We start from the raw sequence: 14,566 nt of genomic DNA on the forward strand, positions 1-14,566 counted from the left end.
GTATTCACTATCCTGCGTTGCGAACTTAACACAAGGTTTACTAAAAATATGGTAGAAAAACGCGAATCCTATACAAAAGAAGAACTACTTGCCTCAGGTCGTGGTGAGTTATTCGGTGCTAAGGGGCCACAATTACCGGCACCGAATATGCTCATGATGGATCGCATCATCAAAATGAGCGAAACAGGGGGGAAATATGATAAAGGTTATGTTGAGGCAGAGCTCGATATTAACCCGGATCTGTGGTTCTTCCGTTGCCATTTTATCGGCGATCCGGTGATGCCAGGTTGCCTGGGGCTGGATGCGATGTGGCAACTGGTGGGCTTCTATCTGGGCTGGCTGGGTGGTGAAGGCAAAGGGCGTGCCCTGGGCGTCGGAGAAGTCAAACTCACCGGACAAATCCTGCCAACGGCGAAAAAAGTGACTTATCGTATTCATCTCAAACGCATTGTTAACCGCCGCCTGATTATGGGGCTGGCGGATGGTGAAGTACTGGTTGATGACCGGCCAATCTACAGCGCAAGTGATCTGAAAGTAGGGCTGTTCCAGGATACTTCTGCGTTTTAATCCATACTATCAGGGCAATACGTCTGTATTGCCCTGGGTAATGAATAGCGGCTCTGCATGACAGGTATCAGCCACCGCTTAATCTGACAGCGACTTGTCTATATAACCGGTCACTGTCAGATCAGATCTGAGCGAGTACAAATCAGGGCAGGTGAATCAGCTCACTGGCGATAGCGGCCGCTTCCTGAGACCAGGCCTCGGCCAGTGTTTTCACCATCGCGTCATAACCATCGTGCTGTTGTTTAACTTCAATATTGAAGGGACGTTTAATCAATTGCCCTTTATGTTTCAGTAACCACTCACCGCTGACAATCACCCGTCCATCATAGCGGCCATGAAAACCATTCACCGTCACACTGAGGGTATCCTGGGTATTGCGCAACTGTTCTGACGAGATCATCCAGCCTGGCAGTTGCTGACTCAAATTCGCCATCAGCGTTGTGCGTAACTGTTGTTCAAGTGGGCTGGCCCATAAATTATTTTCAGCCATCACATACTGCACGTTAGTCGTCTGATAGACCACTCCATTACCTGACAGATAATCAGCGGTATTCAGCTGGTCAATCCACAAAAGCTTCTCTCCCTGCTGCGTGGTGCTTTCTGCCCGGCTTTGTACAACAGGTAGCTGATAATAGCTTTTATTCTCCCCACTGCTGCACGCTGCCAGTATCAAAGCCACGGCGATAACCATTCCGGGTTTCATTCTTTTGCTCCTTTTGGTTGAGGGTCTTTTTTATCCCTGGCTTCAAATATTAAGGCATTGCTCTTATCGTTGAGTGTTTTCAGGATCGGCTGCAGTTCACGAAGCACCTGATCCAGACGCTGCATATCCGCCACCATCTTATTATAAGCCGCAGAACCTGGCTGGAAGCCTTCGATACTACGATTGAGCGCCCGCAATGTGTTCTGCATATCATCGGGCAATTGCTGCATAGTCTGACTGGCGGTGATCTTATTCAGGTTATCGAGTGTTGCCTGCATATGTTTCATGGTCTTTTCACTCTGCTCCAGCGTGCTGGTCGCCTGCTTAATCAGCGGACTCATCGGCAGATTATTAATCTTCTCCAGCGCATTCACTAATTGCTGCTGAATTTGTGCCAGACCACCACTGACCGTCGGAATAATCGGATAAGATTCGAACTGGCGAAATTTACCACGTGCGGGTGCCTGTGGGTAAAAATCGAGATCGATATACAAAGCACCGGTGATCATATTACCGGTCTTCAGCGATCCACGTAACCCACGATCAATCAGTTCATCCATATGCTCGCTGAGATCAGCCACGCCTCCTGACTGATTCACCAGCCTGCCCGGTTCGATACGCACTTCGACCGGAATACGGTAATCATCATTCAGGCTCTGGTGAAGACCGGGAATAAAAAAAGGAACCTTGCCGACGGTGCCCAGCCGTATTCCACGGAACTCTACCGGTGCTCCTGGTTGTAAACCACGCACGGAGTCTTTAAAGAACATCACATAATCGGTATGCTGAACGAAGATCGAGTCCTGAATACTCTTCTGATCATCGAAAAGATGATAGCGAGTCTTGTTCGCCACCGGCTCACCCAGCTCTAATCCTTCCGGAACATCAAAGCTCACCCCGCCACCAAACAGTGTTGATAACGACCCCATCTCAATACGCATCCCGGCTGAGGTCAGATCGACTGCCATACCACTGTCCTTCCAGAAACGAGCATTGGTGGTCACCAGCCGATCATTGGGCGCATTGATAAATAGCTGATAAGTCATATTGCGCTTTTGTGGATCGAAGTTACTGGCCTCCACTGACCCGACCCGATATCCCCGGAAAAGCACAGGATCACCGGGAGAAAGCTGGCCTGCTTTATTGCTTTCCAGCATGATACGGATCCCTTTGGCATCGGGAGCGGCCAGGGGCGGCGCATCAAGTAAAGCGTAGTGGCTGGGTTCTGCCCCCTGGGTTCCCGGCTGAAGTTCAATATAGGCCCCGGACAGTAAGGTTCCCAGACCACTGATGCCTTCACGCCCCACCTGCGGTTTCACCACCCAGAAGAGGGAATCCTTATGCAACAGTCTTTCCATCCCTGAATTCAGCCGCGCTTTAATCTCTACATGAGTCAGATCATCAGTCAGAATAGCGCTTTCCACTACTCCCACATCGACACTACGGCTCTTAATCCGCGTTTTCCCACCTTCAATACCTTCAGCATTGGTGGTGATCAGCGTGACAGCCGGCCCCTGATGACTATAGTGATAAAAAAGTATCCATGCACCAATCAGCACTGTGATAATAGGGAAGATCCAAACTGGCGACCAGTTCTTCACCTTCTGCACATTCGCTTCTCCACTTTCACTTTCATTTTCCATGCTACTTGCATTCCTCATGGCTAAAATCGGGTTCACGATCCCACAATAATCGTGGATCAAAAGACATCGCGGAAAACATCGTCATAATCACCACACTCGCAAACATCACCGCTCCGGGGGCAGGATAGATATTCATCAGTCCACCCATGCGTACCAGTGCTGAAAGTACCGAAATAACAAAGATATCAATCATTGACCAACGGCCAACAAATTCGACGACTTCATAAATCAGATGCATCCGTTCGGCATCACGGTGTCCCCTGCCATCGGCGTGCCAGCAAAGCCAGGCAATCGCGAGCATCTTTAACGTCGGCACCATAATACTGGCCAGAAAAATTACCAGTGCCACCGGATAAGAGCCCTCACTCCATAGCAAGACCACCCCGGTCATAATTGTCGAAGGTAATTTATCGCCCAGCCAGTCAGTTATCATAATGGGCATCATATTCGCGGGTAGATAGAGCAGGCATGAAGTTAATAGTAAAGCTACCGTCAACTGTAGACTATTTTTACGTCGTACCCGGCCTTTACTTTGACAGCGTGGGCAAATCAAGGTATCTGCCGGTAAAACGGCGGTGCAACATGCGCAGGAACGCAATCCCTGACGGAGACCGGACACCCCCGCTTTGAGCGGCTGATGAATCACCGGAGGGGATGCAATAACATCCCATAACCCATGTCGGTCTACACACTGTAGTGCCCGCAGTTGCAGTACACAAAAGAAACACCAGGGAATAAAACTCAGTCCTATGCCAATCTCGCCATAGGCCATCAGCTTGACGAAACTGACCAGCACACCCGCCAGAAAGATTTCCGCCATTCCCCAGGATTTTAGCGCGAACAGCGCACGCGCCAGAAATATTTGCAACCTGTGTGACATACGGACACGATTGACCAGTAGCAGGATCATCACCAGGCAAAAGGCGGGTACCAGCTGGACAAAAAGTAAGAAAAAGGTAGCAAGACTGGCGTAATCTTCCGTGAAAAGCACCTGCGGGATCTGCAACAGCTCAATTTCACTTGAGATCCCATAGACATTCATATTGACGAACGGAAATAAATTCGCCAGCAACAACATAAATAACGCAACCAGCGCATAGATAGTAGAACGCAGTCGTGGTGCATCCCACAAAACGGTTAAGGTTGTACCACAGCGCGGACATGTCGCTTTATGGCGTGCGCTCAGTGGCGGCAACGCTACCAGCAAATCACATTGCGGGCATAATATATGTCGCGCGGCATGCTGATCGCACATCAATATTCCTCGGGTTATTCACCATTTTTTAATCCTTCCAGATACTCCCAGCGTTCAAAAGCTTTTTCCAGCGCCTGCTCAGTGTCAGCGAGCTGGTGTAGCACCGGTTGGGTACGATCATGCGGCTGGTTAAAAAAAGAGGGATCAGCAATCTGTTGCTGCAATATCTGTACCTGAGCATCCAGCTCTTCCAGTTGCTGTGGTAACTGTTCCAGTTCACGCTGCAGCTGATAACTTAATTTGCTGGTTGTGCGCCGGGTATTTTTGATTTTTGCTACCGGAGCCGTGGTGCTTTTTTTGGTTATCGCTTGTTGTAGCGGCTGGGATTGTAACTGCTGTCCTCGTGCGTCATGATAACCACCGACATACTGACCAATATGGCCGTCCCCTTCAAAAATCCAGCATTCCGTGACCGTATTATCAACAAACTGGCGATCGTGGCTGACCAGTAATACACTCCCCTGATAGCCCGCGATCAGATCTTCAAGCAGTTCGAGGGTTTCCACATCCAGATCATTCGTCGGTTCATCAAGAATCAACAAGTTACTTGGTTTCAGAAACAGACGCGCCAGCAACAGGCGATTACGCTCACCGCCAGACAGAGCGCGAACCGGCGTCATTGCCCGTTTAGGGTGAAACAAAAAATCCTGCAAATAGCCTGTTACGTGACGTGATTTACCGTTCACCAGCACTTCCTGTTTGCCTTCAGCAAGGTTATCTATCACCGTTTTATCGGGGTCCAGTATTGCACGATGCTGATCAAAATAGGCCACTTCCAGCTTCGTTCCTGTATGTATCCGTCCACTTTCTGCCTGTAGCTGCCCTAACATCAGTTTTAACAACGTGGTTTTACCACAACCATTCGGACCAATTAAGGCGATTTTATCACCGCGTAATACTTGTGCGGAAAAATCTTTTACCACTACTTTACCATCAATCTGATAGTTAACCTGTTCCATTTCAAAGACAATTTTGCCAGAGCGTGACGCTTCTTCCACCTGCATTCTGGCATTGCCCTGCACTTCACGTCGCTCACTACGCTCACGACGCATTGCCTGTAACGCCCGCACACGCCCCTCATTGCGGGTACGACGCGCTTTTATGCCCTGACGTATCCAGACCTCTTCCTGCGCTAGCCGACGATCAAACTCAGCATTTTGCTGCTCTTCCACGCGCAGCGTCTCTTCTTTCCCCAGCAGGTACTGATCATAATTCCCTGGATAAGTCACTAATTTACCACGGTCAAGATCAACAATTCGCGTCGCCATATGGCGAATAAATGAACGATCATGAGAGATAAAAATAATGGAACCTTTAAAAGCCTTGAGGAAATTTTCCAGCCAGTCAATGGTATCGATATCCAGATGATTGGTCGGCTCATCCAGTAATAACACGCGCGGATTACTGACTAACGCCCGCCCCAGCGCGGCTTTACGCAACCAGCCACCAGAGAGAGATGACAGATCGCGATTCACTTCCAGCCCTAGCTGTCCGAGGACTTCATTAATCCGATTTTCCAGTTGCCATAATCCCAGACTATCCAGTAAGTCCTGCAGACGTGCCAGCTCATTTAAGTTTTTAGTGCTCGGATCACTGATCACCCGACGTGAAATCTCATGGTAATCCTTCAGATAGCTCGCCTGTTCAGCGATCCCTTCGGCGACAAAATCATACACGCTACCCGTGATATTACGTGGCGGATCCTGCTGTAAACGGGCAATAACCAGATCCTGGGCGTAAATAATGCGCCCATCATCAAGGTTGAGTTCACGGTTAAGGATCTTCATCAGCGTCGATTTACCGGCGCCATTTCGTCCTACCAGACAGACACGTTCATTATCTTCAATATGCAGCTCAGCATTATCCAGCAATGGCGCATCGCTAAAGGAGAGCCACGCATCATGCATACTTATTAATGACATTGTTTAATTCCTTTCAGACCGGCGTGATCAACCAGCAATTGTGGATCTGACGATGGCGGGCAAAATCCTGCGACAACGTTTTTGGTGTTATTTCCTGCGCCTGTAACCCCAGTCGTGCCAGCCCTTCCAGATCGATACGGAAACCCCGTTTGTTATTCGAAAACATGATGGTACCGTTTCTGCGTAACAGGTGTTTAATATCTGCGATCAGACGTAAATGATCACGCTGGACATCGAAAATATCTGCCATACGCTTCGAATTTGAAAATGTCGGAGGATCGATAAAAATCAGATCATACTGCTCACGGCTATCACGTAGCCAGCTCAGTACATCTGCCTGGATCAGACGATGCGCGCGTCCGGTTAAGCCATTCAGGCGTAAATTACGCTCCGCCCATTCCAGATAAGTGCGCGACATATCGACGGTCGTGGTGGATCGTGCGCCACCCAGGCCCGCATGAACACTGGCGCTACCGGTATAGGCGAAAAGATTGAGAAAATCTTTTCCCTGGCTCATCTGGCCCAGCATACGACGTGCTATACGGTGGTCAAGAAACAGTCCTGTATCCAGATAGTCGGTCAGGTTAACCCACAGACGGGCATTATATTCCTGTACTTCGAGGAAATTGCCCTTTTCCGCCATTTTCTGATATTGATTTTTCCCCTTCTGCCGTTCACGGGTTTTTAGTATCAGTTTGTCTGGCGCGATGTCCAGCGCTGAAATCGTCGCGGCAATTACATCAAACAGACGTTGCCGGGCTTTATGTGCGTCGACTGTTTTGGGGGGCGCATACTCCTGGATAACCAGCCACTCACCGTAGCGATCAATGGCAACGTTATATTCCGGTAAATCAGCATCATACAGACGATAACAATCAATCTCTTCCTGACGTGCCCATTTTGCAAGTTTTTTCTGATTTTTACGCAAACGGTTAGCAAAATCTTCCGCAGGCACTGCCACCGGGCTGCCGTTATTCTCCGCAAGGTGATAATTCTTCTGCACACAATCTATTGGGCCATTTTTAGCCTTAAATTGTTTGTCGGCCCGCAGTTGCAGACAACTGAGTAACTCTGTGGAGGCACTAAACAGCGATAAATTCCAGCCTGGAAATTGATTTTTCAGCGTGCGCCCTAACAAGCTGTATAACGCAATCAGTGCTGGTTCGCTGGCGAGACGCTCACCATAGGGCGGATTGCTGATAACCGTACCCTTGCGCTCCTGCGGCGACGAGTGACGTAATTCAGCGACATCCTGGACACTAAATTCAATCAGCTCACCGATACCCGCGCGACGCGCATTACGCCGCGCCAGCTCAATCACTCGCGGGTCAATATCGGAGCCATAAAAGCGCGATCCATAACTGGCCAGCCCCTGACGTGCCCGATTTTGCGCTTCTTCTTTTACCGTTTGCCACACCGTTTGATCATGCTGCAACCAGCGATCAAAGCCCCAGTGTTTGCGGTTCAGGCCTGGCGCACGGTCAGTGGCTAACATGGCGGCTTCAATTAACAAGGTGCCAGAACCACATAACGGATCGACCAGCGGCGTTCCCGGAAGCCAGCCTGAGCGCAGGACGATCGCTGCCGCGAGCGTCTCTTTTATCGGTGCCATCCCGGTGCCATCACGATAACCGCGCAAGTGCAATCCTTCACCACTGAGATCCAGAGAAATAGAGGCGGTTTCTTTATTCAGCCAGACATTAATACGGATATCGGGATCGTCCCGGTTAACATCAGGTCGTGGCAAATTCTGGCGCGTGAAGCTATCGACAATGGCATCTTTCACTTTTAGCGCGCCATATTGACTGTTGCGGATCTCCTCGTTCAGACCGCTAAAATGGACGGCAAAAGTGGCATCGACAGTAAAAATCTCCGTCCAGGGAATCGCCTGTACCCCAAGATAAAGATCCAGATCGCTATAGACCTTGCACTGGCCAAGCGGCAACATGATCCGCGAAGCCAGCCGGCTCCACATCATGCTTTGATATAGCAGGTGGGTATCACCCTGGAAGTGAACACCGCCCTGAACCACCCGGCACTCCTCAGCACCCAGTCCTTCCAGTTCAGTCTTTAACAGCTCTTCCAGTCCACGAGCCGTACTGGCAAACAGAGAATTCATATCGTCACTTTTACTTAGAGAAAATCGTTGCGCATTATAGTCAATATGCGACCTATGTCATAAAGTTAAAGCCCAGTTTTCATCGGCCGATGCCACAGCGGCAATGTCTGATGGTCAGGATCTCACTGCTGATGATAACCTCTGCGGGCAAATGCCCAGAATATTTTAATTATCGGCTGGCGTCGAAGCCAGTTACTGCCCGGTCAGATAAGAAGGGAAATGAGTGCAACGTATGCCAGACCGGTTATCGCATCGCATGTGGTCGTCTGGTATTGTCAATTAAATCGCCTGTTGCAGGTTATCGTCAGTGATGCAAGGCATGGGCAGCAATCTGTCGTTCATAATTTTTATGGCATCTCCCAGTTGCATTGTTTTCCCCGCCAGTATCACCATCGGTTGAGCCAGAAGGCATAATGTCGCATTTTCCCCTGATTCAACGACCAGCAAAGTCACCTGCTCTCCACTATCACTGAGCCAGGCATTGACAATATCACCACCGGTGGGCTGCCAGCCGGATTGATGAGCGATAAAATACCAGCTTTTAGGCATTTGCGGCTTCAGGAAACGAATAGCTGTCAGGCTGTTAAGTATTAATTCCGCTTGTTGTTCTGCTGATAAGGCTAAATCATGGCATTTTTCTGTAAATGAGGAGTAAAGCGCAACATCAGCGACACAAAAACCAGAAGGTGAAAAGGCGTCTGGCGTTAACATCCGACGTGAAAAACGTGAACGAAATACCATGCCATTAGCCAGATCCAGCATCATCCGATCATGCTGTTCATCATAATACCAGCGCCAGTTATCATCAGGTTTAATTGACATTACTCTCTTACCTTCTCCTGTCTGCACGATCATCACATCCGCAATCAAATGCTAAGCATACCGCTCATCAGACGTTGCCAGCCTGGACATGGCCAGTGCGAAGTGACCACAGCATACACGTAGTACGTAAGGATTTCAGGCACAACCCAGCGCTGATAAATAGCTGGAAAATATAGAACAACCGGGGTCAGAAATAAAGCCCCGGCGAAAGTAAAAAAGATAAAGGGTCAGAGATGAGTGACAATTTGTTTTATCAAGGACGGACCTTTAAAAATAAATCCTGAATACATTTGTAGTAGACTGGCACCGGCCGCTATTTTTTCCCGCGCCGCGATCACCGAATCGATTCCTCCGACACCAATAATCGGTAATTGATTATTTATTTCTTTACTCAACAAACGAATAATTTCCGTGCTTTTTAATTGCAGCGGCCGACCACTCAGTCCCCCGGTTTCGCTGCTGTATGGCATCCCCTGAACCAGAGAACGATCGAGTGTGGTATTGGTGGCGATGACACCGTCAATATGATGGCGAACTAAGCTATCAGCAATCTGGATCAGCTCGTCCACGGAAAGATCAGGTGCGATTTTAACCGCCACAGGGACATATTTTTGATATGTTTGCTGTAGTGTAAGCTGCTTATTTTTAATCGCGCTCAGGAGATCATCCAGTACCTCACCATATTGCAGGGTACGCAACCCCGGCGTATTGGGTGATGAGATATTAACAGCGATATAGTCAGCATAAGGATAGACTTTCTCCATACAAATCAGATAATCATCTTTACCCTGCTCAACAGGTGTATCCTTATTCTTGCCGATGTTAATCCCAAGAATGCCAGAAAATTGCACTTTTTTTACATTCTCAACCAGCTTATCAACCCCTTGATTATTAAATCCCATGCGATTGATCAACCCTTCGGCAGCCACCAGGCGAAACAGTCGTGGTTTGTCATTCCCCGGTTGCGGGCGTGGTGTGACCGTACCAATTTCAATTGCTCCGAACCCCATAGCGCTAAGGATATCAATATATTCACCATTTTTATCCAGTCCGGCCGCCAGCCCCAGCGGGTTATTAAAAGTCAGCCCCATACAGGTAACAGGTTTCGCGGGAACGTTTTGATGTATCAGCCTTTTCAGCGGCGTGGCGGATAGCCGACGTAATTGCCGGAAGACCATGTCATGAACACGCTCGGGATCGAGCTGAAAAAGTGCTTTGCGAACAAAAGGATAATACATGAGTTCTCCTGGTTCCCCGGCCTGCTCGCCGGGTGTGTATTGTGTTCGATAAACGGGCGAAAGAGCACCGGCCTGAAAAAAGCCTTTCTCTTCCACCAGCGTGATTAACATTTCACGATGTTTAACGGGCTACAGACAGATCACCCGTTAAGCGTCAGGGACGAGTGCTATATTAGCGCCTTACTGATTTTCTCAAACAGATCACCAGAGAGATCGGGTAAACCTTTTAATTGTTCCAGCGCGGCACGCATCATCGCCTGACGTTTAGCGTCATAACGTTTCAGACGAATTAACGGCTCGATCAAGCGGGAAGCGACCTGTGGATTACGACTATTAAGCTGCGTCAACATCTCAGTCAGAAAACGGTATCCACTCCCATCTTCAGCATGGAATGCTGCCGGATTACTGCTGGCAAAGGCGCCGATCAATGAGCGAATACGGTTGGGATTATTCATGCTAAAAGAACGATGATGTAACAGACGGCGTACTGTTTCCACGACATTATCTGCCGGACTGGTCGCCTGCAGAACGAACCATTTATCCATCACCAGACCGTCCTGATGCCATTTATCGTCATAATCCTGCATTAATTCATCGCGGCAAGGGAGTTGTGCCGCAACCGCTGCCGAAAGCGCCGCCAGCGCATCGGTCATATTATCGGACTGGCGATACTGATCGGTAACCCACTTATCTGCCTGTTTCGCATCGCTAAATGCCAGATAACGCAAACAGGTATTTCGCAGTGACCGTTTACCAATATCGGCATGCTCGACACGATAAACCGGCAACTTACTGGCGTTGTAGACCGCGAGAAATTCATTCGCCAGCGCCTGTGCTAAAGTCCGGGTCAATGCCTCACGCACCTTTGCAATCGCAACAGGATCGATAACCGTAAACATTTCAGCGATCTCACTGGCAGAAGGCAGGGTCATGATTTCTGCCGCCAGTGCGGGATCGATCTTTTCATCTAGCAGAATGGCACGAAACGCATCGATGATGTGCGCGGGTAACAACACCGCTTGCCCCTGCTGCTGGAGGGTGACATTCTGCTTAATACAGCCAGACAAGAGATTCTGTGCCGCATCCCAGCGAGAGAACTCATTGCGCGCATGACGCATCAGAAATGTCAGTTGCTGATCACTGTAGGGATACTCCAGTTTTACCGGTGCAGAGAATTCACACAGTAGTGCTGGGATCGGCTGGCAGGTAATATCATCAAATACAAATGTTTGTTCTGACTGGGTCACATTCAGCACGGAAGATACTGGCTGTCCCGCGCTACGCAGTGGAATAACCTGACCGTGGTTATCGTACAGTTCAATCGCAAAGGGGATATGCAGCGCTTGTTTCTCCGCTTGATCGGCTGTCGGCGGTGTATGCTGGCGAATGGTGAGGCTATATTGTCGGGTTTTGGGGTTATAGTTGTCATCGACACTGACTACCGGCGTACCTGATTGACTATACCAGCGTCGGAAATGGGACAGATCAATATCAGAAGCATCTTCCATTGCCTGCACAAAATCATCGCAAGTGGCTGCACTACCGTCATGACGTTGCAAATAGAGCTGCATGCCTTTTTGAAAGCGTGCCTCCCCGATCAAGGTATGTAGCATGCGAATCACTTCTGCCCCTTTCTCATACACGGTTAGGGTATAGAAGTTATTCATTTCGATGACTTTTTCCGGGCGGATGGGGTGCGCCATCGGGCTGGCATCTTCAGCGAATTGTAAACCACGCATCACACGCACATTATTGATACGGTTGACCGCACGTGAACCAAGATCCGAGCTAAATTCCTGATCACGAAAGACGGTCAACCCTTCTTTCAGGCTTAACTGAAACCAGTCACGACAGGTGACACGGTTGCCTGTCCAGTTGTGAAAATATTCATGGCCGATAACCCGTTCGATATCGAGATAATCTTTATCCGTTGCGGTATCGGTACGCGCCAGCACATATTTAGCGTTAAAGATATTCAGTCCCTTATTTTCCATGGCGCCCATATTAAAGAAGTCAACGGCCACGATCATGTAAATATCGAGATCATACTCCAGGCCAAAACGGCTCTCATCCCATTTCATGGCGTTCTTTAACGATGTCATTGCCCACGATGCGCGATCAAGATTGCCACGATCCACAAACAACGCTAACGCGACTTCGCGCCCGGAACGAGTGGTAAACGTATCGTGGAGCACATCGAAATCGCCCGCCACCAGCGCAAACAGATAGCACGGTTTCGGGAACGGATCCTGCCACTGAACCCAGTGACGTCCCCCCTCCAGTTCGCCCTGTGCAATGCGATTACCATTAGACAGTAAACAAGGATACTGGACTTTATCGGCAATGATTCTGGTCGTAAAACGCGCCAGCACATCCGGGCGGTCAGGATACCAAGTGATATGTCGGAACCCTTCTGCTTCACATTGAGTACATAGTGCATCACCAGACTGATACAGCCCCTCCAGCGCAGTATTGGCCGCCGGACTGATTTCATTGACGATAGTTAGCGTGAAATGTTCTGGTACGCCGCTGATGATCAACTGATTATCCTGTTGTGTATAGTGATCCCACGGTTGTCCATCTATCTGTAGGGAAATCAGTGTCAGATCTTCACCCTCCAGGCGTAAAGGCGCATCAGATGCGGTCGTATGGCGGCAAACCTGACTTTCAGCGGTGACTCTCGTTTTCGTTGCATCAAGTTCAAAGGTCAAATCGATATCGCTAATCAGATAATCGGGGGCACGGTAATCGTGACGGTATTTAGCCTGGCGCTGTGATGTCATAATGAACCTTTCTTTAATGTCCTGTGAAACTGCTGCCCAGTCTATTCCTGTTATCCCGATCACGCTATGCAAAATGTTTCTCTTTTCAATGCACAACAACAAAATTGCGACATATTAGCCAGATAAAAAGCACAAAATGTTTGCGATACTCTATAAATCTGATAGCGCATCACATGTTTAATATACTAAACTGGCTCCACCCACAGGCCATGAAAATATGATGGTTATGCTCCAGTAAGAGGAGGCTTTGAACGATCATGACACCTATGACTTCTTCTGTTTTACATTCGTTACTGGATACGGATGCTTATAAACTGCATATGCAACAGGCGGTCTTTCACCGCTATTATGAGGTACCGGTTGTCGCTGAATTTCGCTGCCGTAATGATGATCAGCTGGGAATCTATGCGGATATCATTCGTGATCAGGTCAATGCGATGCATGACCTGAGGTTACAGGACGATGAATATCACTGGTTATCTGGATTACCTTTCTTTTCCGCTGATTATCTCGACTGGCTGCGTAACTTCCGTTATGACCCACAGCAGGTGATTATCCGCAATGATCATGGCAAACTGAATATTCGCTTGTCCGGCCCGTGGCGCGAAATCATCCTTTGGGAGGTGCCACTGCTGGCGGTTATTAGCGAAGTGGTTCATCACGCTCGCTCCGTCGACGCCAGCGTCGATCTCGCACTGACCACGCTGGAGCATAAACTCACCCATTTTGCGCAGATGACTGAAGATCTTGATCTCAGCCACTTCCGTCTGATGGATTTTGGTACACGTCGCCGCTTCTCCCGTGACGTGCAGCAGGCTATCGTTGCCCGTTTACAACAGGTGTCCTGGTTTACAGGAACCAGCAACTACGATTTGGCGCGCCGTCTGCATCTGACTCCGATGGGCACCCAGGCACATGAGTGGTTTCAGGCGCATCAGCAAATCAGTCCCAGCCTTGCCAGCAGCCAGCGAGCAGCGCTGACAGCCTGGCTGGATGAATATCCGGATCAACTGGGTATCGCACTGACAGATTGTATTACCATGGATGCTTTCCTGCGTGACTTCGGCTATGACTTCGCCAGCCGTTACCAGGGGCTGCGCCACGATTCAGGCGATCCGCTGACATGGGGTGAAAAGGCCATTGCCCATTATCAGCAGCTGGGGATTAACCCGCTCAGTAAAACGCTGGTTTTTTCCGATAATCTTGATTTGCCAAAAGCGGTGAACTTGTATCGCCACTTTGCCACACGCATTCATCTCAGCTTTGGTATTGGCACTCATTTAACTTGCGATATCCCGCAAGTTAAACCACTTAATATTGTTATCAAACTGGTGGAATGCAATGGCAAACCGGTGGCAAAACTTTCTGACAGCCCAGGTAAAACCATCTGCCAGGACCCGGCATTTGTACACGCACTACGCCAGGCGTTCGCACTCCCTTCGGTAAAAAAGGCCAGTTAATCGACGCAAGGAGCCATTGCCGCTCCTTGCCGCTCATCGATTTTCAAATAACAC

At 49.1% G+C, this 14,566-nt stretch carries 10 protein-coding genes; 2 read left to right on the forward strand and 8 right to left on the reverse strand.

The window, feature by feature from the left end:
• Positions 1-48 precede the first annotated feature (48 nt).
• A complete protein-coding gene (gene fabA / locus PT300_11930) occupies positions 49-567 on the forward strand; it encodes a bifunctional 3-hydroxydecanoyl-ACP dehydratase/trans-2-decenoyl-ACP isomerase (GenBank protein MDF7681254.1) in 519 nt (172 codons plus the stop codon).
• A gap of 142 nt (positions 568-709) precedes the next feature.
• Here fabA and pqiC read toward each other — a convergent pair whose 3' ends face one another.
• From pqiC to pepN, 8 genes are all read right to left on the reverse strand, one after another.
• Positions 710-1,270: a membrane integrity-associated transporter subunit PqiC gene (pqiC, locus tag PT300_11935; GenBank protein MDF7681255.1), complete on the reverse strand. Its 561-nt coding sequence runs from the start codon at positions 1,268-1,270 to the stop codon at positions 710-712.
• Positions 1,267-2,913 (reverse strand): intermembrane transport protein PqiB, encoded by a 1,647-nt coding sequence (pqiB, locus tag PT300_11940; protein ID MDF7681256.1) that lies wholly within the window; start codon positions 2,911-2,913, stop codon positions 1,267-1,269. Before pqiB ends, pqiC begins: the two co-directional genes overlap by 4 nt.
• A gap of 1 nt (position 2,914) precedes the next feature.
• Positions 2,915-4,168 carry a membrane integrity-associated transporter subunit PqiA gene (pqiA, locus tag PT300_11945; GenBank protein MDF7681257.1) on the reverse strand — a complete coding sequence of 418 codons (1,254 nt, stop codon included), beginning with the start codon at positions 4,166-4,168 and terminating at the stop codon, positions 2,915-2,917.
• Positions 4,169-4,182: 14 nt separating this feature from the next.
• Positions 4,183-6,090 (reverse strand): ABC transporter ATP-binding protein, encoded by a 1,908-nt coding sequence (locus tag PT300_11950; GenBank protein ID MDF7681258.1) that lies wholly within the window; start codon positions 6,088-6,090, stop codon positions 4,183-4,185.
• Positions 6,091-6,103: 13 nt separating this feature from the next.
• Positions 6,104-8,209 carry a bifunctional 23S rRNA (guanine(2069)-N(7))-methyltransferase RlmK/23S rRNA (guanine(2445)-N(2))-methyltransferase RlmL gene (gene rlmKL / locus PT300_11955; GenBank protein MDF7681259.1) on the reverse strand — a complete coding sequence of 702 codons (2,106 nt, stop codon included), beginning with the start codon at positions 8,207-8,209 and terminating at the stop codon, positions 6,104-6,106.
• Between the two features lie 279 nt (positions 8,210-8,488).
• A complete protein-coding gene (locus PT300_11960; GenBank protein ID MDF7681260.1) occupies positions 8,489-9,031 on the reverse strand; it encodes a cell division protein ZapC in 543 nt (180 codons plus the stop codon).
• A 227-nt stretch (positions 9,032-9,258) separates the two neighbouring features.
• Positions 9,259-10,269, reverse strand: coding sequence for a quinone-dependent dihydroorotate dehydrogenase (pyrD, locus tag PT300_11965; GenBank protein MDF7681261.1), 1,011 nt, complete (start codon positions 10,267-10,269; stop codon positions 9,259-9,261).
• A 167-nt stretch (positions 10,270-10,436) separates the two neighbouring features.
• Positions 10,437-13,052: an aminopeptidase N gene (gene pepN / locus PT300_11970; GenBank protein ID MDF7681262.1), complete on the reverse strand. Its 2,616-nt coding sequence runs from the start codon at positions 13,050-13,052 to the stop codon at positions 10,437-10,439.
• 257 nt (positions 13,053-13,309) lie between these two features.
• Between pepN and pncB the strand changes: the two genes are divergently transcribed.
• Positions 13,310-14,512, forward strand: coding sequence for a nicotinate phosphoribosyltransferase (pncB, locus tag PT300_11975; GenBank protein ID MDF7681263.1), 1,203 nt, complete (start codon positions 13,310-13,312; stop codon positions 14,510-14,512).
• Positions 14,513-14,566: the final 54 nt, after the last annotated feature.

The organism is Enterobacteriaceae bacterium ESL0689 (genome assembly GCA_029433525.1).
Taxonomy (GTDB): domain Bacteria; phylum Pseudomonadota; class Gammaproteobacteria; order Enterobacterales; family Enterobacteriaceae; genus JAQTIF01.